Origin of the sequence: Bacteroides stercoris ATCC 43183, from assembly GCF_025147325.1 — a bacterium.
Lineage (GTDB): Bacteria > Bacteroidota > Bacteroidia > Bacteroidales > Bacteroidaceae > Bacteroides > Bacteroides stercoris.
Genome location: NZ_CP102262.1, coordinates 1,543,600 through 1,569,220, shown reverse-complemented (window position 1 = coordinate 1,569,220; position 25,621 = coordinate 1,543,600). Strand labels below are relative to the sequence as shown.

Annotated in this window: 19 protein-coding genes; 4 read left to right on the top strand and 15 right to left on the bottom strand. The window is 42.8% G+C overall.

Annotated elements, in window-relative coordinates; translation table 11 throughout:
* Positions 1-150 precede the first annotated feature (150 nt).
* Together NQ565_RS06410 and NQ565_RS06405 are read left to right on the top strand one after the other, a co-directional pair.
* Positions 151-1,380 carry an S-adenosylmethionine:tRNA ribosyltransferase-isomerase gene (locus tag NQ565_RS06410; protein ID WP_005658054.1) on the top strand — a complete coding sequence of 410 codons (1,230 nt, stop codon included), beginning with the start codon at positions 151-153 and terminating at the stop codon, positions 1,378-1,380.
* Between the two features lie 57 nt (positions 1,381-1,437).
* A complete protein-coding gene (locus NQ565_RS06405) occupies positions 1,438-1,941 on the top strand; it encodes an NUDIX hydrolase (protein ID WP_005658055.1) in 504 nt (167 codons plus the stop codon).
* Positions 1,942-2,031: 90 nt separating this feature from the next.
* Here NQ565_RS06405 and glmM read toward each other — a convergent pair whose 3' ends face one another.
* The 8 genes from glmM to NQ565_RS06365 all read right to left on the bottom strand — a co-directional run bounded on the left by glmM (position 2,032) and on the right by NQ565_RS06365 (position 11,459).
* The gene (gene glmM / locus NQ565_RS06400) at positions 2,032-3,420 is read right to left on the bottom strand and encodes a phosphoglucosamine mutase (protein WP_005658056.1); all 1,389 of its coding nucleotides are present in this window, start codon (positions 3,418-3,420) and stop codon (positions 2,032-2,034) included.
* A 27-nt stretch (positions 3,421-3,447) separates the two neighbouring features.
* Positions 3,448-4,053 (bottom strand): DUF4827 domain-containing protein, encoded by a 606-nt coding sequence (locus NQ565_RS06395; RefSeq protein ID WP_005658057.1) that lies wholly within the window; start codon positions 4,051-4,053, stop codon positions 3,448-3,450.
* Between the two features lie 103 nt (positions 4,054-4,156).
* On the bottom strand, positions 4,157-5,194 hold the full coding sequence (locus NQ565_RS06390) for a DHH family phosphoesterase (RefSeq protein ID WP_005658058.1): 1,038 nt from the start codon (positions 5,192-5,194) through the stop codon (positions 4,157-4,159).
* Positions 5,195-5,292: 98 nt separating this feature from the next.
* Positions 5,293-7,347: a ComEC/Rec2 family competence protein gene (locus NQ565_RS06385; RefSeq protein WP_005658059.1), complete on the bottom strand. Its 2,055-nt coding sequence runs from the start codon at positions 7,345-7,347 to the stop codon at positions 5,293-5,295.
* Positions 7,348-7,398: 51 nt separating this feature from the next.
* Positions 7,399-8,049, bottom strand: coding sequence for a ribulose-phosphate 3-epimerase (gene rpe, locus NQ565_RS06380; RefSeq protein WP_005658060.1), 651 nt, complete (start codon positions 8,047-8,049; stop codon positions 7,399-7,401).
* Positions 8,050-8,119: 70 nt separating this feature from the next.
* Complete coding sequence (gene fmt / locus NQ565_RS06375; protein WP_005658061.1) at positions 8,120-9,094, bottom strand: methionyl-tRNA formyltransferase; 975 nt, start codon at positions 9,092-9,094, stop codon at positions 8,120-8,122.
* A 5-nt stretch (positions 9,095-9,099) separates the two neighbouring features.
* Positions 9,100-10,890, bottom strand: a complete 1,791-nt coding sequence (locus tag NQ565_RS06370) for a chloride channel protein (RefSeq protein WP_005658062.1) — start codon at positions 10,888-10,890, stop codon at positions 9,100-9,102.
* 5 nt (positions 10,891-10,895) lie between these two features.
* Positions 10,896-11,459 carry an L-threonylcarbamoyladenylate synthase gene (locus NQ565_RS06365; RefSeq protein WP_005658065.1) on the bottom strand — a complete coding sequence of 188 codons (564 nt, stop codon included), beginning with the start codon at positions 11,457-11,459 and terminating at the stop codon, positions 10,896-10,898.
* Between the two features lie 80 nt (positions 11,460-11,539).
* On the opposite strand from NQ565_RS06365, the gene NQ565_RS06360 reads away from it, so the two are divergent.
* Entirely contained in the window at positions 11,540-11,971 is a 432-nt protein-coding gene (locus NQ565_RS06360) for an acyl-CoA thioesterase (RefSeq protein WP_005658067.1), read from the top strand.
* Positions 11,972-12,051: 80 nt separating this feature from the next.
* Positions 12,052-13,266, top strand: coding sequence for an AraC family transcriptional regulator (locus NQ565_RS06355; protein WP_005658069.1), 1,215 nt, complete (start codon positions 12,052-12,054; stop codon positions 13,264-13,266).
* 257 nt (positions 13,267-13,523) lie between these two features.
* Here NQ565_RS06355 and NQ565_RS06350 read toward each other — a convergent pair whose 3' ends face one another.
* From NQ565_RS06350 to NQ565_RS06320, 7 genes are all read right to left on the bottom strand, one after another.
* Positions 13,524-14,972 carry a metallophosphoesterase gene (locus NQ565_RS06350; RefSeq protein ID WP_005658070.1) on the bottom strand — a complete coding sequence of 483 codons (1,449 nt, stop codon included), beginning with the start codon at positions 14,970-14,972 and terminating at the stop codon, positions 13,524-13,526.
* 14 nt (positions 14,973-14,986) lie between these two features.
* Complete coding sequence (locus NQ565_RS06345; RefSeq protein WP_005658072.1) at positions 14,987-17,311, bottom strand: glycoside hydrolase family 20 protein; 2,325 nt, start codon at positions 17,309-17,311, stop codon at positions 14,987-14,989.
* Complete coding sequence (locus NQ565_RS06340) at positions 17,308-18,759, bottom strand: glycoside hydrolase family 125 protein (protein ID WP_005658074.1); 1,452 nt, start codon at positions 18,757-18,759, stop codon at positions 17,308-17,310. Before NQ565_RS06340 ends, NQ565_RS06345 begins: the two co-directional genes overlap by 4 nt.
* An 11-nt stretch (positions 18,760-18,770) precedes the next feature.
* A complete protein-coding gene (locus tag NQ565_RS06335) occupies positions 18,771-20,375 on the bottom strand; it encodes an MGH1-like glycoside hydrolase domain-containing protein (RefSeq protein ID WP_005658076.1) in 1,605 nt (534 codons plus the stop codon).
* Between the two features lie 17 nt (positions 20,376-20,392).
* Positions 20,393-21,532 carry an alkaline phosphatase gene (locus NQ565_RS06330; RefSeq protein WP_005658078.1) on the bottom strand — a complete coding sequence of 380 codons (1,140 nt, stop codon included), beginning with the start codon at positions 21,530-21,532 and terminating at the stop codon, positions 20,393-20,395.
* A gap of 142 nt (positions 21,533-21,674) precedes the next feature.
* Entirely contained in the window at positions 21,675-22,538 is an 864-nt protein-coding gene (locus NQ565_RS06325) for an endonuclease/exonuclease/phosphatase family protein (RefSeq protein ID WP_005658080.1), read from the bottom strand.
* A 14-nt stretch (positions 22,539-22,552) separates the two neighbouring features.
* The gene (locus tag NQ565_RS06320) at positions 22,553-25,480 is read right to left on the bottom strand and encodes a GH92 family glycosyl hydrolase (protein ID WP_005658082.1); all 2,928 of its coding nucleotides are present in this window, start codon (positions 25,478-25,480) and stop codon (positions 22,553-22,555) included.
* Positions 25,481-25,621 lie beyond the last annotated feature (141 nt).

Below are 25,621 nucleotides of genomic sequence, written 5' to 3'. Positions count from 1 at the left end.
TACAAACATACCTTTTTTGTATTGGCAAGAAATACATTGTGTATCCATGAACCGGAATGACCTTATGACTGATATGTCATTAATTGGCTGTATATAATCCAAATCTTCCCAAATATCCGTACCTTTGCAGTCCCCTAATAAAATAAAGATATGAAAGAAGATCCCAAACATATTAGAATCAGCGAATTCAATTATCCGTTACCGGATGAGCGCATTGCCAAGTTTCCATTGCCTGTGCGTGACCAATCCAAGTTATTGTTGTATCGCCACGGCGAAGTTACCGAAGACATATTCACTTCCCTGCCCGACTATCTGCCGGCAAACAGCCTGATGATTTTCAATAATACCAAAGTTATTCAGGCGCGTCTGCACTTCCATAAAGAAACGGGAGCGCTTATCGAAGTATTCTGTCTCGAACCGATCCAACCCAACGACTATGCCCTCAACTTCCAGCAAACGGAGCATGCCGCATGGCTCTGCATGATAGGCAATCTGAAGAAATGGAAAGAAGGTGCGCTCAAACGGGAAATAACCGTGAAAGGAAAGCCGCTTACCCTGACCGCCGAACGCGGGGCGTGCCATGGAACCAGCCATTGGGTGGATTTCCGCTGGAACAATCCGGAAATAACATTCGCCGATATTCTCGAAGTGTTCGGCGAACTACCCATCCCTCCTTATCTGAACCGGGAGACGCAGGAGAGTGATAAGGAGACTTACCAGACCGTTTATTCCAAGATAAAAGGTTCGGTAGCCGCACCGACAGCCGGTCTGCACTTCACTCCGAGAGTTCTGGACGCTTTGCGTGAAAAAGGGGTAGCATTGGAAGAACTGACCCTGCACGTAGGAGCCGGCACTTTCAAGCCCGTCAAAAGTGAAGAGATAGAAGGGCACGAAATGCACACGGAATACATATCCGTCAATAGGAGTACGCTGGAGAAGCTGGTAGCACATGAAGGAAAAGCCATTGCAGTAGGGACAACCTCTGTACGTACACTGGAAAGCCTCTATCACATAGGCGTTACTCTGCTGCACAATCCTAACGCTACGGAAGAAGATTTGCATGTAAAACAATGGCAACCTTATGAAACGGCGCTTGAAACAGCAGCAACACCCGCTGTAGATGCTTTGCAGGCAATCATAGCCTACCTCGACCGGCATCACATGGAAACGTTGCATTCCAGCACGCAAATCATCATTGCTCCGGGATACGAATATAGAATCGTAAAAGCCATGGTTACCAACTTCCACCAGCCGCAAAGCACATTGCTGCTGCTTGTCTCAGCGTTTCTGCATGGAGATTGGCGCAAGATTTACGATTATGCGCTTGCCCATGATTTCCGATTTTTGAGTTACGGTGATTCGTCTTTGCTGATACCGTAACTATTCTCGGAGAATGTAACATTTTCATCGATAAAACCAACAAAAAGCTCAGAATTAATGAATAGCGACAATAACCAGGAAATGTTTCCTCTTGTTAACGAGCAGGGAAACATCATAGGTGCAGCCACCCGCGGTGAGTGTCACAACGGAAGCAAACTGCTGCACCCCGTAATTCATCTGCATGTATTCAATTCCAAAGGAGAATTATACCTGCAAAAACGTCCCGAATGGAAAGACATACAACCCGGCAAATGGGATACCTCGGTAGGCGGACACGTAGATTTAGGTGAAAGCGTAGAAATGGCGTTGAAACGGGAAGTGCGCGAGGAATTAGGGATAACCGACTTCGCACCGGAAACTATCACCAGCTATGTTTTTGAATCCGCTCGCGAAAAGGAGCTTGTCTTTGTGCACAAAACCGTATATGACGGAGAGATACATCCCAGCGACGAACTGGATGGCGGACGCTTCTGGCGTACAGAGGAAATTAAAGAAAATATAGGGAAAGGGATATTCACTCCCAATTTTGAGCAAGAGATAGGGAGAATCATTCAACTGTAACAACATAAAAAACACAGAAACACAAAGATACAGAGAGTAGACAGCTAAACTCTGTTTCTTTGTGTTTCTGTGTTCTAAAGAACGGTACAATTATTTTGCCAAGTCTTCAATTACTTTCATAATCTGCCGACCGATTTCTTCGGCTGCTTCCGGCGTAGCCGCTTCGCTGTAAACGCGAATAATCGGTTCCGTGTTACTCTTGCGCAGATGTACCCATTTGTCGGGAAAGTCAATCTTTACACCGTCAATATCATTGATTTCTTCGTTCTTATAGATTTCTTTTACTTTGGCAAGGATGGCATCGACATCCGTATCCGGAGTCAGGTCTACACGGTTCTTAGCCATGAAATAGGCCGGATAAGTGGCACGCAATTCGCTAACTTTCTTACCTTCGTGCGCCAGGTGACTGAGGAACAAGGCAATACCTACCAAAGCATCGCGCCCGTAGTGACTGGCAGGATAAATAACTCCACCATTGCCTTCGCCACCGATAACAGCGCCTACCTCTTTCATCTTGGTAGTTACATTCACTTCGCCTACAGCAGAAGCGGAATATTCCTGACCGTACTTACGTGTTACGTCACGCAACGCACGGGTAGAACTCAGGTTGGAAACCGTATTGCCCGGAGTGTGCTTCAACACATAGTCGGCCACGGTAACCAGCGTATATTCTTCACCGTACATCTTACCGTCCTCACAAATCATGGCCAAACGGTCTACATCCGGGTCTACCACAAAAGCAACATCTGCCTTACCGCCTTTCATAAGGTTCATGATGTCGCCCAAATTCTTTTCCAAAGGTTCCGGATTGTGCTGGAAATTACCGGTAGGCTCGCAGTAGAGTTTCTCCACATGCTTCACTCCGAGCTGTTCCAGCAGTTGCGGAAGAATGATGCCGCCTACGGAGTTTACACAATCAATGGCTACACGGAAATCGGCTTTCCTGATAGCTTCCACATCCACCAGGTCAAGCGCCAACACACTGTCGATATGCTTTTGGTTATAAGTAAGGTCTTTGCGATAAGAGCCGAGCTTGTCCACTTCGGCAAAGTTGAACTCTTCAGCTTCGGCAATACGAAGCACTTCATTGCCCTCCTCCTTGTTCAGGAACTCTCCTTTCTCATTCAGAAGTTTCAAGGCATTCCATTGCTTGGGATTGTGAGAAGCAGTCAGGATGATACCTCCGCTGGCACCTTCCATGGTAACAGCCAGTTCGGTAGTCGGAGTAGAAGCCAAATCGATGTCCACTACATCCCAGCCCATACCCATGAGCGTGCCTACCACCACATTCTTTACCATCTCGCCCGAGATGCGTGCATCACGGCCTACTACAATTTTGTTGCTTTTTACTGTACACGTTTTGCGGATAAGCGTAGCGTATGCCGAAGTAAACTTCACAATGTCGAGCGGGTTCAACCCCTCGCCTGCACCACCGCCTATTGTTCCGCGGATTCCAGAGATAGATTTGATTAGAGTCATAGGTTAATTATTTAAATAAATGGTTAGTTATTTCCAGATTTGATATTTCCGGATGTCATAAAAATAAGGGTAGACATATTGCATAGCTGTCTGATGCCCCATCTTGGAAGGAACAATCAGTTTGACATGAGCCATGTCGCGAACATAAGTCAACGGGACAAGCCAGCCTGCCGGAACTGTCGGTGAGGAATAATAAGTCATCATATATCCCTGCAGGAATGTACCTGCAATGGACGAAGAAGTCACCGCATAGCGGAATGCATCTACGGTTTCCACCGCATTCAGGTTGGACAATGTGGTATCTTTGTCAAGAATGCTATATTCCATAAAACGCACCAGCACTTCATCGTTGTTTTTCACAGTGTCGGCTGCATTTTCAGAGCCTTTATCCACTATCTGCATGTACACTCCGCTGGCAAGCTGCACATACTCATTCTCCTCGACGTTGGTAGTAGAATCCTGCGCATAAAATTCGCTTTGAGAGATGACCTTGATGCCTTCCTTTTTGATAAAGTCATTTATACCGTCTTTTTCCTCATCAAGCATTTCCGCATAGGTCTTGCCGTCATCACACGCCTGAAAACCCAAGCCGAATGCCAGTAAGGATAAAAAGAATAAAGTAAGTTTCTTCATTTCTGTTATTTAGTAATTTCGTACAAAAATATCTGATTTACCCGAAAGTTAAAAGTTGCAAGTAGAAAGTTCGTATCTTTTAACCTTTACAACCGCTGTTTTTTTATCCTTTGGCATTAAGCAGCGGTTTGAATTTTTCCAATGCAAGTTCCAGCACTTTTTTAGCCTCTTCCAATGTACCGTAAAATTCTCCGCCGGAAGCATTTAAATGCCCGCCGCCGTTAAAGAATTCTGTAGCCAGCCGGTTGCATGGGAAACTGCCTACCGAACGCAGGGATACCTTTATCATCGGCTTTTCCGTATCTTCACGCAGGAAGCAGGAGAAAACGACATTTTTAATGCTCAACGGTATGTTTACAAACCCTTCGCTATCGCCACGGATATAATTGAAATTGCCTTGTTCCTTCTTAGTCAGCGTAATCAGGGCGGCACGATGTTCCGGATAGACTTTCATCTGCGACAGCACATGCCCCATAAGACGCAGACGGCTTTCGGAATAGGTGTTGTACACTTTCCGGTAAATCTCATCCTTGTCGATACCTTTCGAAAGCAGCTCACTGATTATAAAATAAATTTCACGGTTATTGGAGTTGTACGTAAAGCCACCCGTATCGGTCATCATACCGGTATAGATACATTCAGCTCCCTCTTTGGTGATGTCACTGAAATATCCCATGCGGCAAATCAGGCGGAACACCAGCTCGGAAGTCGAGGATATTTCGGGATGGGAAATGATGATTCTGCAAAAGTCTTCAGGATTCAAATGGTGGTCTACCAATATCTTCCGCGCAGGAGAAGCCAACACGGCGTCTGCCATAGCATCGATACGGCTGATAGCGTTGAAATCGAGGCAACAGATGACATCGGCTTCCGCTATCAATTTGTCGGCAAACTCTTTATAACGGTCGTACAGAAGTATATCCTTGCTGCCGGGCATCCATTTCAGGAAATCGGGAAAAGCATTGGGAACAATGACAGTCGCATCCTTGTCCTGCGTATTAAGAAAATGCCACAACCCCAGAGAAGAGCCTACTGCATCTCCGTCGGGAGCCACATGGGCAACAATAACTATTTTATCCGCACGTTCCAGCCACTTGGCAAAGTGGTCTATTTTAGATTGATCTATTACTTTGGTCAACATATAGTTACTCGCTATTTTACAGTTTACGTTGCATATCCGGAACAACTTCGTCTCACCTGCAACAAAAGAAAGGGCAAAAGTACGAAAAAGTTTATGATTTATAATAATATGTGCACAGAACCTTTTTCGGAAAGAGGAAGATAAGGAATTCCCAACCGGATACAATCGCTGATAATCCTCTCCCGATAGTATTCGGAAAGAGATGCGTCAATCACTACCGTACCTACTTCAAACAAGGAAACGAGTTCCTGCATATCTCCCTTATAACCGTGAGAAACATACAGATAATCAATAGAAACAGGCACATCGGATATCTTGTTGCCCCAACGGTCGTCGTACAACAGACAGATGCGTTTCCCTGCATAAAAAACGGTTTTGTTACGGACTGAAATTTCAGGAAGCAAACAATCTCCCTCAATCACGTCAGGGCGTTCCAGGCGCAAACGGCTCCAGTAGGAAGAAAGCGAACGTTCCAACCGGGTGACATCGGGCAGCGTATCGGCGCAGACCAGCCATGAAGTGGAGTTATCTGCCAGACAATGCACTGCCGGACAGCCACGGACATTATAAAAAACAATGCTGCGCCGGGGAGCATCTGTGATAAACGCATACGAATGATAGGAGACGCATAGCAGCAGGGCTGACAAAGCGATATATACATTCGCTGCCGTACGCCTCATCCAAACACGGCAGAACAACAACAGGCAACAATAAAACAGGAAGACATCCCATATATCGACCCAAATCCGGTCTATGGAAGCCAAAGGGAGCTGTTCTATCCAACGGAGCAAAGCATTCTGCATCCTTAGCGGTATTTCTACCACATCGGCAAAGAGCTGTTGCAAGACAGGAAAAGGAGTCAGGACAAGCAATATAACAGCCGCATACACAATCAACGAAACCAACGGGATTACCAACAAATTAGTCAAGAGGAAGTGTGTGGAAAAGCGTGAAAAATAAAGCATTACCAACGGAGCCGTTCCTATCTGGGCGGCAACGGAAACAGTAACCAGCCCCCACGCCTTACGCAAAAGGCGGTTCTTCACCGATAACAACCCGTACAGCCCGGGTTGTAACAGTACAATAGCTGCAACAGCCGAAAAAGACAACTGAAATCCCACATCAAACAGCCAGACAGGGTTAAACAGCAGCATCAGGAAAGCCGTAACCCCCAATGTATTCAAAGTAAGCTTCCGGCAGGCAGGTATCAGCATGGAAAGTAATCCAAATGAGCACATGACAACCGCACGTACCACGGAAGAAGACAACCCTGTAAGGAAAGCAAATCCCCACAACAAGAGGATTACAGACAGAAACAAAAACGGCTTTAAAAACCGCCACCTAATCCACAAAGGAGACAGGACAAACAGCAACAGGGCGGAAATAAAGCCGATATGCAGCCCGGAAAGTGCCAGTACATGGCTGGCTCCGGCAACCGAATACGTCTCTACGATACTCTCACTCAGCTCTTCTTTATCTCCTATTGTAAGCGCAGAGAGTACCGCCAATTCATCTCCCCGAAACCCCATGTCCCGATATAAAGCAACCAGCCTGCTCCGACACTCCAAAGCCTGCTGACGAAAAGCGAGAGTGCTGTCGCAACCAATCGCACACCAATGTCCGGCACGTACGTACGCTGTTCCGCTTACCCCTTTCCGAAGAAGATAACAGGCGTAATCGAACTCATCCGGATTGCCGTTATTGGCAGGTGGAGACAAACGGGTGCACACCAACAGTTCATCCCCTCTTTTCAAGGAATATGCCGCCGAATCTTTAGGGAAATAAAACAGAAAAGTCTTTTCTGAAAAGTTATATAAAAATGTATCTTTCAGCACTTCTCCCCGCAAAGCAACGCGAAATAAAATACTGTTTTTCTTGATTTCCGGCTTTGTCGTAAGAGTAATCCGGTAAGTGGAAGATTTTTCCGTATTCGGGAATATATATTCGGCTTGCTTCAACTGCACACTCACTAAAGTCCACCCCAATACAAAACACGCCAAAAACACGACAGCCCCATATAGCTTGCAAAGAACATAATACTTACGGCCAAGAATATATGTCCCTATCAACAGTAGAATGACAGCTATCCACCAACCGACGGACAGTATATAAGGATATTTATCCCCATATACTATTCCACCAACCAACGGCATCAACAGTCGCAGGAAAGGATGCCGTTGTAAGTTGTTTGTTATCAATAAATATTACAGATTTTTCAAAGCACGGATTGCTTCTGTTGGGTCGGGAGCAGAAAATACGGCATTGCCGGCAACCAAGGCATCGGCTCCTGCATCTACCAGACGGGAGCCTGTATCCAGATTGACACCGCCGTCGACCTCTATCAGGGCTTCCGAACCGGTCACTGTTATCAATTCGCGCAACTCGCGTACCTTATCAACAGTATGTGCTATAAATTTCTGACCGCCGAATCCCGGATTCACCCCCATTATCAACACCATATAGACATCGTTGATAATATCTCTCAGCATAGATACCGGGGTAGCCGGATTGATAGTAACCGCCGGCAACATTCCCGCTTCGCGGATTTGCTGCACTACCCTATGCAAATGCGGACATGCCTCATAATGCACGTTCATTATACGTGCCCCCAACTCCTTTACTTCCGGGATGAACTTTTCCGGCTGTACAATCATCAGATGCACATCCAAAGGCTTCTCGGCAAGCTTTGCCACATACTTCAATACCGGAAAACCGAAAGATATGTTGGGAACAAACACGCCGTCCATTATATCGACGTGTACCCAGTCGGCTTCACTGCCGTTAATCATTTCAATATCATTTGCCAGGTATGCAAAGTTGGCAGACAATATGGAAGGGGATATTATAGGTTTCATAACAGTTACATTCTAATAGGTTACATGAATTTACAACAGACAAATGTACAAAAAGATTTCGGATAAACGCTTAATGCACCCGACATTCTCCGGTCAGTTTAAATCCACGCAACAACTCATCCGTTTTCAGGCGTTTCTTGCCGGGAAGCTGCAAAGCACGCACACCAATCCAGCCGTCCGTACCGGCTATGCGGATATACGTCTTGCCATCGGTCTGCAAAGTTCCGGGAGCGGATTCATGCAGATGCTCTATCTTCTCTGTTTCAAAAATTTTCAGAACCACCGCTGTTCCGTCGGACTGTACCAATTCTGTCCACGCAGCCGGATAGGGAGACAAACCACGGATAAAATCATAAATCCGCTTGACAGGCTGGTTCCAGTCGATGCGACAAGTATCCTTGAATATTTTGGGAGCCGGACGCAATTCGCCCACTACAGCCATTTCTTCCTGCGGAACGGATTTCACCGTATCTGCAAGAATGGCATCCACAGTCTCCGTAACCAGACGTCCGCCAAGCATCATCAACTTATCGTGTACAATACCTACATTGTCCGTATCCGCAATCGGCACACGAACCTGTTGGATGACCTCTCCCGTATCAATCTCATGTTTCAGGAAAAAAGTTGTGATGCCCGTTTCCGTATCACCGTTAATCACCGCCCAGTTGATAGGTGCAGCTCCACGATACTGCGGCAGCAACGAAGCATGCAGATTGAAAGTTCCCAGACGCGGCATATTCCAAACCACCTCCGGCAACATTCTGAAAGCAACCACAATCTGCAAATCGGCATTCCAGGCACGCAAAGCCTCGACAAACGCTTCATCTTTCAATCTTTCCGGCTGGAGAAGTGGCAGGTCATGCTCCAGCGCATACTGTTTCACCGGAGAGAATTGCACCTTATGTCCACGTCCAGCCGGCTTGTCGGGCATCGTGATTACCCCTACTATATTATATCCGCCTTCTACGAGGCAGCGCAAGGGCTCCACCGCAAATTCAGGAGTCCCCATATATACAATCCGTAAATCTTCTTTCTTCATAATCATCTCTTTTAATCTTCCGAGAAATGTACCAATACCTGACGGTACGAGTTAAATATCTTTGATTTGGACACGAAACCGAGATACTTGCCTTCTCCGTCCACCACCGGCAGGTTCCATGCTTTCGTATCGTCAAAAGTGCGCATCACCTGTTCCATGCTGTCCGTATCATAAAGGCGCGCCGGAGCGGAAGTCATCAGTTTGCCTACCGTAAAACGATGATACAGTTCCTGCCGGAACATGATATTGCGTATGTCGTCCAGCAGGACAATACCAATCAGCTTACCCTCATTGTCCGTCACCGGAAATATGTTGCGGTGTGAGGCGGAGATGGCTTTCACCAACTCGGCAAGATCCATTTCCGGATGTACCGCAACAAAGTCTTTCTCTACCACATTCTCCACTTTCATCAGCGTCAACACCGCTTTATCCTTATGATGTGTCAGCAACTCACCTTTCTTTGCCAGACGCATGGAGTAAATGCTGTGCGGTTCAAAAACGATAATCGTCAGATAAGAGCTGACCGCGACTATCATCAACGGCAAGAACAAGTCGTACCCTCCCGTAAGCTCGGCAATCAGGAACACTCCCGTAAGCGGAGCGTGCATAACGCCACTCATCACTCCCGCCATGCCCAGCAAGGCAAAGTTCTTTTCAGGCAGATAGGCAGTCATCTCAAAATCATTGCTGAAATGGGAAAAAACAAACCCGGCGATACACCCCAAATACAGAGAAGGCGCAAAAATACCACCGCAACCACCACCGCCATTCGTTGCGCTCGAAGCGAAAACCTTAAACAGGATTATCAATATCAAATACAGCAGCAGCAAGTGGCTGTGTCCGTAGAAGAAAGAGTTATTCATCACCGTATCCCACTCAACATTACTTGTACCGTTGAGCAGTAATTCTATCGTATCGTACCCTTCACCGTAAAGCGGCGGGAAAAGGAATATCAGAATACTCAACATAGCGCCGCCCACCAGCAGTTTCTTATAAGGCAGTTTCAGTTTACCGAACATTCCTTCCACCGAACTCATGGCACGGGTAAAGTAGAGGGAAACCAGTCCGCAGAAAATACCCAGCATGATCACATAAGGGATACGCTCCAATTCAAAAGCCTGGTCAAGGTGGAACTTAAACATGGCTTCCGTACCCGTCACGATATAAGAAACGGTTGCCGCCGTCACCGCCGAAATCAGTAACGGAAGCAGCGAAGACATTGTAAGGTCTATCATAAGCACCTCCAACGTAAAAACAAGTCCCGCTATCGGAGCTTTGAAAATACCTGCCACGGCCCCGGCAGCGCCACATCCCACCAACAGCATCAGTGTGCGGTGCTCCATTTTGAACAGGCTGCCCAAGTTGGAGCCGATGGCCGAACCGGTAAGCACAATCGGCGCCTCTGCCCCGACCGAACCGCCGAACCCGATTGTTATGGAACTGGCAATAATGGATGACCACGTGTTATGACGTTTGATACGTCCCTGCCTGCGGGATATGGCATATAGAATTTTCGTAACTCCATGACTGATATCATCCTTTACGACATAACGTACAAACAACCCGGCCAAAAAGATTCCCACCACCGGATATATCAGATACTGGTAATTAGCCTCTGTTGTGTCGAAATTCTCTGTAAGAAAATTTTGTATCCAATGTATCAACAGTTTCAATATCAATGCGGCAAATGCCGTAAAGATACCGACCAGAAAGCTAAGAACCAGGATAAACCGTTTCTCCTTGACATTCTTCTCACGCCAAATGATAAAGCGTTGCAACCAACTTCTCTCTTCTCCAGTCATTTCCTTTATTCACGGATTATTTTAATCACTCCGCCTTTATCCAACTTGATAATGCTGGACGGCTTCGGATTACTCATCTCTTCCTGCCGGTAGCCCACGATATAATCCACCGCTGACTTTACCTCCTCACTTATTTCGCTGAAGTTCTTCGGCGAAGGCTGCCCGCTGATATTGGCTGAAGTAGAAACAATCGCCTTACGGAACTGCTGGCAAAGACGCTTGGAGAAATCTTCATTTGTCACTCTGATGCCCACGCTTCCGTCTTCCGCCAGCAAATTTGCCGCCAGATTACGCGCTCCCGAATAAATAATAGTCAACGGTTTGTCTGCCAGGTCTATCAAATCCCACGCCACCTCCGGAACATCCCGGACATAGAAATCCACTTTTACGGAAGAATCCACCAACACCAGCATCGCTTTGCTGTCCTGACGCTGCTTTATTTCATATACACGGCGCACCGCATCTTCGTTGGTAGCGTCACAACCAATACCCCAAATGGTATCGGTGGGGTACAGAATCACCCCGCCTTCCCTCATTACCTGGCAGGCTTTTTTAATGTCTTCTATCATTTCTTACTCTATAAATACAGTGATTAACACGCAAAAATAGTAAATTCGCACCGATTACAAACAAAGTTTAGGAGAAAACAATGGAAGATATTAAATTTAACCACACACTACCCATACAGCTACGTTTCAATGACGTCGATAAATTCGGTCACGTCAACAACACCGTCTATTTTTCCTTTTACGATTTAGGCAAGACGGAGTATTTCGCTTCCGTATGCCCGCATGTCGACTGGCAGAAAGACGGCATCGTCGTAGTCCACATCGAAGCCAACTTCCTTGCCCAGATTTACGGCTCCGACCACATTGCCGTACAAACCGTCGTGACCCAAATAGGCACGAAGAGTTTTCATCTTGCACAACGTGTCATAGATATCGAGACGCAGGAAGTAAAATGTATATGCACTTCCGTCATGGTAGCTTACGACCTCAGCAAGCACGAATCCAAACCGCTGACAAAAGAGTGGATAGAAGCTATCTGCAAATACGAGGGGCGGGATTTACGAAAAAAATAAAGATTGGCAAAATAACTTTATCGAAAACAAAACTAATACTTTTTTTTTCTACATTTGCATAGTTAAGGAACGTATAATTTATGATTCGATTAATACTGCTAAGCGATTTCACTGAATCTTTCTCCTATAATCTACTGAAAGGAGTATTGATGTACGCAAACAGCCACGAACCGTGGGTGGTGTGCCGAATGCCGCTTTCCTATAAACAAACCTATGGCATAAAGGGAGTGCTGAAGTGGGCAAAAACGTGGCATGCAGATGCTATTATCGGCAGATTCGACAACGACGACAATGTAGAAATTTTCCGTGAAAATGGAATCATTGCCATAGCACAAGATTACAAAGCAAGATTCAGTAATATTCCAAACATCACTGGAGATTATTACAAAACTGGCAGGATGGCAGCGGAATTCTTTCTAAGAAAAGGGTATCAAAATTTTGCTTTCTATGGCTATCGAGATACGGTTTGGTCACAAGAGCGTTGCGAAGGTTTCTATAAATGTATAGCCGAACATGGTTTTGGTAATTGTTTCCAATCATATCAAGAGCAATCTCTCGATGATCTTTGGTTTTATGAAGCTCCTCCTTTACTCAAATGGTTGCAATCGCTCCCCCTGCCTACGGCACTCTTTGCTTGTGATGATAATCAAGGTAATCGCATTACTGAATTATGTAAAGTAAATAATATCAGAGTACCCGACAAGATAGCAATATTGGGTGTGGATAATGACGAAATTATATGTAACTTATCTGATCCTCCTTTATCCAGCATAAGCCACAATATTGTAAGAGGCGGATTTGAGGCAGCAGAACTCATCGTACGCCTACTGAACGAAGAGAAAGTCAACTATCAAGATGTAGTACTGCAACCCATAAATATTATAAACAGACTTTCAACCGATTTTTATTCTACTACCGATACGCATATCCAAACAGTTTTGAAATATATCAATAAGCACCTGACTGAACATATCACCGTATCAGATCTCGTAAAACAAGTCCCCTTGTCACGTAGGTTACTAGAGATTCGTTTCAAAGGAGTTACCCAACAGTCCATTCAAAAATACATATTTTCTCTAAAAATAGAAAGGTTTGCTCAACTGCTACTTACCAGCAATGCTCCTATCTCAACCGTAGCGGAATCTGTAGGAATAAACAATCTAAAAAACTTGTCACGCCAATTCAAGGCTCTAAAGAATATTTCTCCCTATGAATACAGAAAAAGGCATCAAATAATGTCCGACTGCTATTACCAAGCTAAAGACTGCAGTTCTATTCATTTTTTAGGCAATTAGCTTGTGTAATTTTCCACGAAACATACGCAAACAAGATAAATAAATGTAAATCATATAATTACATTTTTAACGTATCTATTTTTGTATTCTCATAATCTGAATGAAATAGCAGTTATAGTTGACAATACATTAAAAAAAGACGTCATGCTTTTCTTATTGTTTAATGGCATGAAAAAAGCAAAATACCGGTTCTCAAACAAATGCTCCATACCAGGATTGTACGATGAACGGCACCACCCGGTACAGAGAAAAAAATTCTAATCCGGCAAAAACAGCATCTCGGCCGGAATGGGAGTTTCGGGAATATCTCGTCCTAAAAATCCGACCTCCAGTTCCTGCCCCATATAATTTTCAAAATACAATAAATGCAATGCATGATAACCTTTCTCAAGAGCAACCTTACCTTCGGCACGACGAACACTATGTCCACCATCATTATCAACTATCAGCTTATCATCAATATAAAGTTTAGAACCATCATCCGAAATGGTATAGAAGCGATATACGCCTCTTTTGGAAATGTAAATCAAAGTACGGAATTCATAGGCAAAGTGATCAGCAATGGCAGCATCCTTTATCAAAAAGTTCTTCATAATACCTTCCTTTACTTTCAAACAAGAAGTAATGTCAGCCACTCGTTTACATTGACCTTCATAATAAGTATAAGCTACCCCTTGTTTAGGTGATGCTACATTCATTGCCGGAAAATAATTCATCACCCGTTCCTCATCTGAATTTAATCCGGAGGGATAGTAATAGATCGCCTCACGACCTGAAAGCGTAGCAATCCAAGTATCAAACTTAAATTCACCTTCATACAGTTCAATGATACGTGCACCTCTAATCAATTCTCCGTAAGCATCCGCACCAGTCACCCGACCATATCCAAGCAATATTCTTTTATTGATACCAACATAATCATTATCATGGTCGTGACCGGCGAATACCCCCATTACATCTTTCCTATCAAGAAACGAAGCAAATATACCAGAATTGACCTTTGAAGAAGCAACTCCACCTTCTCTATCATTACCAAATGTCTTACCATCACCTATCAGTTCATTATATTCTAATAAAGGTATGTGAAAGAATGCCAATGAAGGTAAAGGACGTCCATTATTACAAGAAGCAAAATGAGCACTTTGTTTACGATACCATGCTATTTGGTCGAAATGTATCCAATCGTAAACTCCATAAAGTTTGTCAGGCTGATAATCATTAGAGTCTATACAATAAAGCACTGATTCTACCTTTTTCTTTGTCATCGAATCAAAAATCGGTATCACACAATTACCACACCCCATAACATCTCCAGGCCCCTTCGTTCCAACATAGCATGGAGATTTTTGCAACAAATCATAAATGCTATCCTTAGCCATGTGCTCCGCATCATGGTTACCCATAGTTACAACAAATGGCACTTTGGCATTATTAAATATTTCTACAACCGACATCCAGCCATTAATTGCAGGGGCTTCTGTCACTATGTCTCCAGTCAATATGGCAATATCCGGATTTTCGGATTTCAGTATCGTACGAATAGTTCTTTCTGTTTCAGCACACTTCGGTGAACCTGATGTCCAATGTAAGTCTGTGAACTGAACTATTTTAAACTTTCCATTTTGAAAAGACAATTGCCGTTGTGCAAAAAGCATTGATGGGATAACTCCCCATAACACTAACAAAAGAATTAATATTTTCTTCATAAGAATCTGATTGATTAGTTTATTTCTATTTCATCTATCGCCAATCTGCTTTGTTCTCCTTCATTGAAATATCCTTTTGGACATAAGCCCCCACTCAACAAGTCCAAGCGTACAAATGTAGCTTCCACTTCAGGAAATGAAAGAGAAGCAGGAAAGCGAGTGCTTTCCGTCAACGTAAAATCATATGATAAAACTTTATTACCTACTCCAAAAAAGTTTTTCCCGTCTGCCGAAACGGAAACACTCATTGCCTTTGCCGGCCAAATCATATTCCAAGGACGCCATAAGGAAGCAAAAGCTACTTGTTTTATTCTTTGCGTACCTTTCAACTCCACCACAATCTGTACACTATCCTGATAGAAGCTTACCCATCTACGCATGTCTTGAGCATATCCACAATATCCGTCAGTCAATCCAAAGCTTTCATCCAAATGTTCCCACTCTGTTTTAGGAACACACTTATAATCACATCCAGTGGCCTTGTTAATGGCAAATTCTTTATGAGTCACCCTACCCATAGATTTGCCTTCCTTATAAACGGCTGCGTAAATAACTGCATCTTTACTCAACAATATTGGTGACTTGTACAGAGAAGAAGAAGCCGTTATCACAGAATCATTAATCGCATAGTGTATCTCCGCATCCGGACAAAAAGAAGATAAAGCCACTTCATAGGTCTCATGATTCTCATTCCACACTCCCGCATAATTCACTTCATAAAAATTGCGGCAAGAATTCACCTGACAATAGTCCAACCGTTTGAACTCCTTATCCAACCTGCGAGTAAAAAACACAAAATCTTTATATTCAGGTTGCGTCCACTGCACTTCGGACATAGCCAACAAACGAGGAAAAGCCATATATTCAAATGCTTCAGGAGTTTGAATATATTCTCCCCAAATATTCGCCTGCGTACCTATTATATAAGACTGCTCTTCGGTAGTCAATCCAGCTGGTAGTGGGTTATAAAAATATACACTATCCAACGGAAGGAAACCACCAATCGCCAGTGGAGCATATTCTGGGCTCTCTTGATAATAATCTATATAGCATCGTTTACTCGGTGTCATAATAACCTTATGCTTTTGACGGGCCGCTATAATACCACCTTCTTCACCACGCCACGACATTACAGTAGCATTAGGAGCAAGCCCGCCTTCCAATATCTCATCCCAACCGATAATATCACGCCCCCTGCTGTTAACAAATTGTTCAATCTTATGAATAAACCAACTTTGTAAAGCTTCTTCATCTGGTAGTCCCTCTTTCTTCATCAGAGTTTGACAATGAATACACTTTTTCCAAGCTTTCTTAGGACATTCATCACCTCCAATATGAATGTAATGACTAGGAAAGAGTTCCATAACTTCCACCAATACATTTTCCAAGAAATCAAACGTATGCTCCTTAGGACAATAGACTTCATCAAAAACATCAAAGTAATCGCGTACCACATAATCTTTTCTCAACCCACAAGAAAGCTCTGGATATGACGCCAATGCAGCAGAAGCATGTCCCGGCATTTCTATCTCAGGAATTACTGTTATAAAACGGTCAGAAGCATACTTAACAATCTCTCTAATTTCTTCTTGTGTATAATATCCCGCTTGTTTTTTTCCGTCAAACCGCCGTGGGTAATAATAATCAGAATGTCCTACTTGAGTTTGACTACGATGCGACCCCACCTCTACCAACTTCGGATATTTTTTTATCTCAATTCTCCAACCTTGATCGTCAGTCAAATGAAAATGAAATTTATTCAACTTATAGAAAGCCATCAAATCAAGAAACTTCAGTACCTCTTCTTTGGGAAGGAAATTACGACCAACATCCATCAAAGCACCACGATAAGGAAAACGAGGAGCATCCTTAATACTGACAATTGGAATTTCAATACATCCCTCATACCTACGATCGGAAGCATAGATTTCTGCCGGCATCAATTGCAATAAAGATTGAACACCATAAAACAGTCCTGCTGCAGTTTCGTTAGAACAAATCCGTATAGCATCGGAAGCCACCTCCAATGTATAAGCCTCATCTTTTAGAGAATTATCAATTAACAGATAAATATCGGCCTTCTCTGTTGGAGAAACAGCTCTTAATGTTACCTGTGTGTTCTTCAAAAAGTTCTCTAAATAACGAAAAACTTTCATTTCATTCTCTCCGGAAGACACAGCCACAGTTTTCTCCCCTTGCAAAAAATACTTTCCTCGGGATAGAGTTATATCATTGGGCATCGGTATGATACCATAGTTTTCTACAGATTCCTTGCTTCCGCTGCCACATGAAAAGAGAGCCAATGAGATGGCAGTAAACACCCCCCAAATATATTTCATAACGTTTGTAATAAAAGGTTAGGATATGTCTGAACTACTTTAAGGATTAGCTCGCCAAACAGCGTGTTTGCCCAAGCAAACCAAGGACGTGTGAAATCAGCTGCATTTTCCGCATTAAAAGACTCATGCATAAAACCTGTTTCACCGTCCGTATCGCGCAGTTGCTTCAAACAACTGCGTATTTCTTCCTCATCATCAGTCGTAAAAGCTTTCATTATGATACTCATTGGCCAAATATAGTTCAACCCTACATGTGGACCGCCTATTCCTTCTCCAGCTTTTCCTTTAAAAAAATAAGGATTATTATCGCTCCATATCAATTTACGAGTATTTTGGTAAACTGCATCCTTGAAAGAACAATATCCCAAATAAGGAGCAGACAACAGACTGGGAATATTAGCATCATCCATACAAAGCACATTGCCAAACCCATCCACTTCAAAAGCATAAACCCGCCCACAAATAGGATGGTTAAACGTACCATACCTGCGAATTGCGGCATCTACTTCATCAGCTAAAGCTATACATTCTTTAGCAAAATCTATATGATTATAGACTGTATGTTCTATTTCAGACAATTGCCGCAACGACACAACAGCAAACATATTGGAAGGGATGAGAAAACCAAATTGAGTAGCATCATCCGAAGGGCGAAACGAAGAAACGATCAGTCCAACTGGCTTAACTGGTGCACCCCAACCATTATTGATTTGCGAGTCTGTAGGACGATCACAATCGCGCGAGAAACTATAAGTGCCGATTCCTTGTTTACGCTGCTGTTCCTTAAAAGTACGGACTACCAATTTCATAGCCTCGTGCCAATCTGCACTAAAGATAGACGTATCTTTAGTCAATGTCCAATACTGGTAAGCCAATCGAATGGGATAACATAGAGAATCGATCTCCCACTTACGTTCATGCAACTCTTTCACCATATGCTGTGTATGATCAGTTTCCCAATAACTACCCAATGGACCATCATTGAAAGCATTAGCATAAGGGTCTATCAGTATACATTCTGTCTGCCTGTTAATAAGTCCGGCTATCAAAAACTGCAAATCCCTATCGTCTTTCATCAACGGCAAATAAGGCCACACCTGCGCGGAAGAATCACGCAACCACATAGCGTCAATGTCACCAGTTATGATAAACGTATCCGGACGGTCGTTTTTCATCTTATATCTGACAGTAGTATCAAGTGTATTGGGAAAACAATTTTCAAACATCCACCGCAGTTTTTCATCTTTTATCTTTGGCTTTACTTCTTTAATGATTACCTCTACAGCTCTTGATACAAAACGCCTTTTGTCTATTGAAGGACGCAAGGAAACGAATTTCGTTTCTGATTCCCTGAAAGCGGCAAACGACAAAGATGGACGGACGGACATAGCAGCCAAAGCTAATCCTCCCATCTTCAGGAAATGACGTCGTGACATATTCTTTTTCATAGATTATCTTTTTAATAAGTGTGTTTACCAGGAAGCACAGTAATTTTCTTCTCTTTTTCACCATAAAGTACGAACAATTCAAAGCCAATATTCGTATCTACCGTAATGTGCGGTTCATCATTGACAGAACGGCGTGCTTCCGCCTTTAAACTGATAATACCTTCTGGTCCGAAAGGATAACGTTCTATTCCATTGGCCTCTGTCAGGTTCATGTCCCAAACAATTTGCTGTTTGGAGTAATCTCCCCGAATACCTATTATAAACTCTATCAGTTCGGCAATAGGTGGAAGTCCTGACCAACCGACAAATTCCTTTCTAGCCATAAATCCAGGCTCTGCCTTCTCCGGAGAATAGTATTCCCAAAATGTACCCGTATTCTTATATACCTCAAGTACTTCATTATAATGGTTCAAAGCTATTTCACGGGCTAACTTACGATAACCTTTCTTCACAAGACCTTGTATCACCATGTAGTTGGTACCCGGCCAGATGCCACCTTGCCAATAGCGACCGTTTTCCTTATACTTAGGATGGTCTGCCGACAAAGAAGGAACACGGAACTTGCGGTTAAAAGTTTCCGGATTATCCAATTCTTTTACCATACGGTTTAGTTGTATTGTATCTAACACATTGGTAAATAGCGCCCAATAAGCACCTATACCTTTGGTTTTGCAAAGAGTGCCATCAGCATATTGGTCATACAAAAATCCAGTCTTTTCATCCCAAAGATTATCATGAATATACTTTCCCAGCATCTTAGCTTCGTCTTCAAATTCTTCTATCTCTTGCCAGCGTTCTAAATAAAATCCCATTTCAAGTAATAAATTTGCAATGAACAATTGCTGAAGATTAGTATCTAACCAAACCATATGTCCATGACTATAAATAGGGCTATATCCGTTCGGAACCCGCGGCATATTATCCATACCTGTCCCCCATCCACTCGACCAATAAGTACCATTACGCCATGTACGGTTAAGTCTCAGCCACTTATAATATGAACAAAGTACGGGAAAAACTTTATGCAGACGCTCCATATCTCCAAACTGATGGTAATAAACCATTTCACACCAAGGCATCAAATTAGGTCCAGTGCTTACCGGATCATATCGTTCGAAACAATCCGCTCCATCTGCTTTAATTTCTCGGCAGATAAAACCGTCAGGATGTTGTTTGGCATAAAAGTTATCTAACGTGCGCTGAAAAGGGAAAAAACGTGTACCATACCGTGCAAACATCAGTATGAAAGAAGAATCCCACATGAAGATATTACCATTGTAAGCAGTATCCAAATAACTTGATACAAAACCCGAACCGGACTGTGGCTTACGAATATTTCCGACTGCTATTTCCCATGCCCTCCAATACATTTCCATTTCTTTTCCATGCCCATCCCAAATCGGATTGGGAAGTATCTGCCGAGCTTCTTCAAAACTCTTCGGTTCAATAACCTCGGGTTTGGCCACACGATACTCGTTCTCGGTAACCAAAGGTTCTTTTACATATGTATTCTTATAGGGCAAATGATAAATTTCATCATTACCACAATTTTGAGCTTTCAATAAAGGAGTTACAGAAAAGGAAAGTAAACATGTAAACAAGATATGTTTCAGCATAGGAAATAATATTTTAGTTATAGATTAAGCAGTTTCTTTATCTTATCAAAAATTGCGGTATTCTCATATATACCTGTAAACTCCTGTGCACCGGGCCCAAAAGCATATACAGGTACCATTACACCACTATGACCACCTGTAGAAAATTTACAAACAATTTTACCCTCTTTCAAATCACCATCTACCAATGTAAGACCACCGGTTTCATGATCGGCGGTAACCACTACCAGCGTTTCACCATCCTTAGCCGCCCATTCGTAAATGGCACCGATAGTACGGTCGAAATCATGTGTTTCCTGCATCAAGAGATTAATATCATTAAAATGTCCATAATCATCCAATTGCGAACCTTCAATCATCATGAAGAAACCATTATCATTTTGGCTTAAAAGTTCAATACCTTTTAACGACGCACGGGCAAGAAGGTCTCCACGTTCGTCAGGCAACGGAGCATCCACTGGATAAGGCACTGCAAATACCTTGCCACTCTTAATTTTTACCAGTTCATCCCAACTACGAGGCGTTTGAAAACCTTTGTCGCGCAACTCCTTGAACAAGTCACGTCCGTCCTCACGATTCTCAAAGAGTTTAGCACCACCGCCAAAGACATAGTCTACGTTACTGTTCACATAATCCGCCACAATTTCAGCCTCAGCATCACGATCTTTGTTATGGCAACAAAAATCAGCTGGAGTGGCATCCCAAAGGCGACAAGTAACTGCAATACCCGCAGATTTATCTTTGCCTACAGCAAAGTCTACCAACGACTTCAAAGGACGGCCTTCCACATCTACGCCTACGCTATGATAATTTGTTTTCTGTCCAGTAGCAATGGCCGTCCCCCCTGCTCCAGAATCGGTAATCAGTTTATTTGCACAGTAGGTTTTCGAAAGCCCCACAGCCTGACAATTATCCAAAAAAAGTTTACCACGATTAGCCGTCCAAGCAGAATATACGTGCATAAGACTCATACCATCACCAATCATCAAAACAACATTTTTAATCTTCTTCCCTTGTAACGGTGTTATTTTGTTAACTTCATAGGGATTCTCCAACACATAAGTCTGTTCTTTATCACGACGTTCTTGTGCAAATATATTAGCAGGGAATAATACTACTAACAATACTATAACACAGCACTTCCTTATTTTTTTCATTATTATCTGGTTTTATCAGTTACATTTACAAATTATTTATTATTCATAGTACATAGGACAAGATATTCAGTTCTAAACCTAAAGATGAACCTCCTAAACCTTAAATTTATTATTTTCAACCTAAAGTTCAAAAAGTAGAAAACTACTCTACAGTAACCAGCACCGGAGCATGATCCGATAAAAACTCTGATCCTTCTGTCTCGGCAAGCACTCCGTATCTCAATACCTTAAGATCGTTGCGTACAAACACATAGTCTATCAATGGACGTTTATCATAAGGTATCTTTCCAAAATCGTGAAAACTCCATGATGGTCCATAAACAATTGGAGACATAAGCCGTGTATCTTGCAGATGCTTTGGATTCTCGGCATCGGTCATGTGCTTGATAACATCCGATTCTGGCTCTGCATTAAAATCACCTGTTACAATTACTGGTAATCCGTCACTCAATTCGTTCACTCTGTCCAATATAAGGCTCACTCCTTCACGACGAGCCACAACTCCTATATGGTCTAGATGTGTATTCAATGCAAAGTATTCCTTTCCTGAAATCTTGTCTTTCAATTTACCCCATGAAGCAATGCGTTCACAAGCACCATCCCACCCTCTAGAACCAGCAATTTCAGGTGTTTCGCTCAACCAAAAATATCCAGAAGCAAGTAACTCAAAACGCGCTTTTTTGTACCAAAGAGCACTATATTCGCCTTTTACCTTTCCATCTTCACGCCCGACACCAATCACACCATATTCTGGTAAACGCTGCTTCAGGTCTTCTAACTGATTGTGAAGCACTTCCTGTGTACCCAATATATCAACATCATAGAATCGGATAGCCGTTGCAGCACGGTCTTTTCGGTATTGCCAATTATTCATACCATCTTCTGGATTGTCATAGCGGATATTATATGACATTACATTAACACGCGCCTGTTCAGAAACTTGTTGTTTCACTTGCCCGCAGGATACTACCCCAAAAGATAGAAACAATAAAATGATTTTTTTCATAACAATATATTTAATTATTCCACATACAAAACAGAAGAAGGAATTGGTACCAACGTTTCAGCAGAAGGCAATTTCCAAGCCCAACTCAAATGTTCTCCTTCATAATCTTCAAAGTAATAGAGCTTATAGGAATGGAAACCTTTTTCTAAAGCTATGAATCCGGTAGCAGGAATTGCAGCATGTGAACCGTCATTGTTCACTACCAGTTCATTATCAATGTATAATACACTGCCATCATCTGAACTAGTTTGGAAAGTATATACTCCATTTTCAGGCACTTTTATCAGTCCGGAAAAAATGTAACCAAAATGGTCTGTCCTGCTTGCACCTTGTATAGAAGGTTTAGACAAAACTCCAGTCCTCAACAAAGGTGTTTTTTCTATGTCAGTTACTTTCTGGTAATTACCTTCAAAGTACTTATAGGTCACACCATTCTGTACAGGATGTACAGAAAGAGCATCCTTCAATTCCGCTTTGAGAGCTATAATAGACAAGACTCTACTTGGATGATAACCTTCCTTAAATCCTCTCGCTTTCACTTGAGTCGTCTTATTCAAACTGAAAGGATGTTTATAAAGGAATGACTCCTCGGTCGGTTCGCTTCCGTCCAGTGTATACCTTATTTTCGCACCTTGAGTGGTTGTGGCCAGCTCTACAACTACACTTCCTTGGAATAAATTCAAATCCTTATCGACGTAAGGGATAGATACAACTTTATCTCGGGTATAGGAGTAAGGCGCAGTTTGTTCAGCAGTACCTCTGCTCTTATTTGGCTTGTCAGACAAGGTAAAACGCAACTCTCCTCCTCTCATCAGACAGTCATAGGTAATAAAGTTTGTATCTATCTGTTTCCCATTTAGTTCCACCTTTGTAATATAAATATTTTTCTGCGGATCATTGGCAAGTATCGTCAAAGTTCTTCCATTAGCCAAATGCACTACAACTTTCTCGAACAAGGGAGTAGTAAGAACATATTCGTTGCTACCAGGACAAACCGAATAAAGTCCCATACTTGAAAGAATATACCATGCCGACATCTGCCCGCAGTCTTCATTGCCAATAATACCTTCCGGAGTGGGATGATACATCTCGTTCAGCAAGCGTCGCGACATTTTCTGTGTTTTCCAAGGCTCACCCACATAATTGTACAAATAAGCGATGTGATGACTAGGCTCATTCCCGTGGACATACTGCCCTATTAAACCTGTGATATCTACAAGATTGCCATGTATCTCTGCATCCGTATTGAAAATATCATCAAGAGCAGCAACAAATTCTTCTTTACCGCCAAAAAGTTGTATCATCCCATTCACATCATGGGGTACAAAGAAGCGATATTGCCAAGCTGTAGCCTCTGTATAGGCACGTCCCACTGCAAGCGGATTAAAAGGTGATTCCCAATTGCCATCCATACGCTTTCCGCGAAAGAATCTCGTAGCACCATCAAACACATTGATGTAGTTTTGCGAACGTTCAATGTATTTTTTATAAATATCTTCTTTTCCCATTTCTTGGGCCATACGTGCAATACACCAGTCATCGTACGCATATTCAAGCAGACAAGATACAGATTCTCTTTTAATATTAGAAGGAATAAAACCATATTTTACGTAAAAGTCCGAACCTTTTTTGTTTTTATCGGAGGATATCATCATAGCCTCCAAAGCCTTCTCTGCGTCGAAAGACCTAATTCCCTTCAAATAGGCATCAGCTATAACTGATACTGAATGATAACCAATCATCGTGCCTGTTTCTCCAGCAGAAAGCGGCCAAATAGGAAGTTCCCCTGAAGTATCATAGATGTCGAGAAAGGAGTTTATCATGTGATTGACCAAGTCAGTATCTATCAACGTCATCAGCGGATTCCATGCACGGAAAGTATCCCAAAGGGAGAAAGTGGAGTATTGGATCCTTCCTATTGGCAACTTACCTATCTGCATGTCGTGGCGACGATATTCACCATTAACATCGTTCACGATATTAGGTACAACCATAGCGTGATACATAGCAGTATAAAAGTTCTCCTTGTCGGCTTCACTACCACCCTCCACAGTAATAGTAGATAGTTGTTGTTCCCAAGCACTTCGAGTAGCTGTATGTACTGCATCAAAATCGAAATCCTTCACTTCGGCCTCCATGTTTTGACGCGCGTTCTGCACACTCACCAATGACAATCCCACTTTAGCAATAATAGGCTCACCGTTCGTGTTATCAAATGTGAGGATAGCCTGTAAATCCGTACCGGTCAACTTGGTATTGATAGGCACTTTCTTCTTATTTTTCACAAACTCTACAGTCTGAAAGGATTTGGAAAAACGAGCTACGAAATAAATATATTGATTATCTGTCCATCCCCTGGTTCGGCGCATACCCGTAATTTCGTTGTCTGCAGTTTTCTCTAATTCAGCTTCATAAATATATTCATTATCAAGCGAATGTGCCATATCTACAATTACAGCAGCAAGATTTCCTGTAAGGTAAGTGTAACGATGCATACCTACATGAGGGGTCGCCGTCAATTCAGCCTTTATACCTTCATCTTTCAACAGCACCGAGTAATAGCCAGCCGATGCCATTTCGTCTTGATGGGAAAAGTTAGCAGGACTGTAGAAGAACTCATTTGTAAAGCTTGGTTCTTGGGTGGTAGGACGAAATAATATATCACCCAAATCTATGCATCCAGTTCCACTCAGATGGGTATGTGAAAACCCCCTCAAGGTAGTATCATTATAGTGATATCCAGCACAGGCATCCCAATTGCCTACACGTGTATCAGGACTTAACTGCACTGCACCAAAAGGAGCGGTGGCTCCAGGATAGGTATGACCGTGAAACCCTGTACCGATAAAAGGATCCACGTAATCAACGGAAAATTTCTCCTCAGAGTTACAAGCACTACATATAAAAAGGTACAACAAGATATGTAAAATATTCAATTTCATCAAAGCATGTATTTGAAAATTATTCGGTTAACAACCACACTTCATTCGACAAATCTAATAAAAATCTGCAAGAACCAGCATACAAAGAAGACACCAATCCTTGCAGACAAGACCAATGGCAATGATCTACTTTTTAATCGT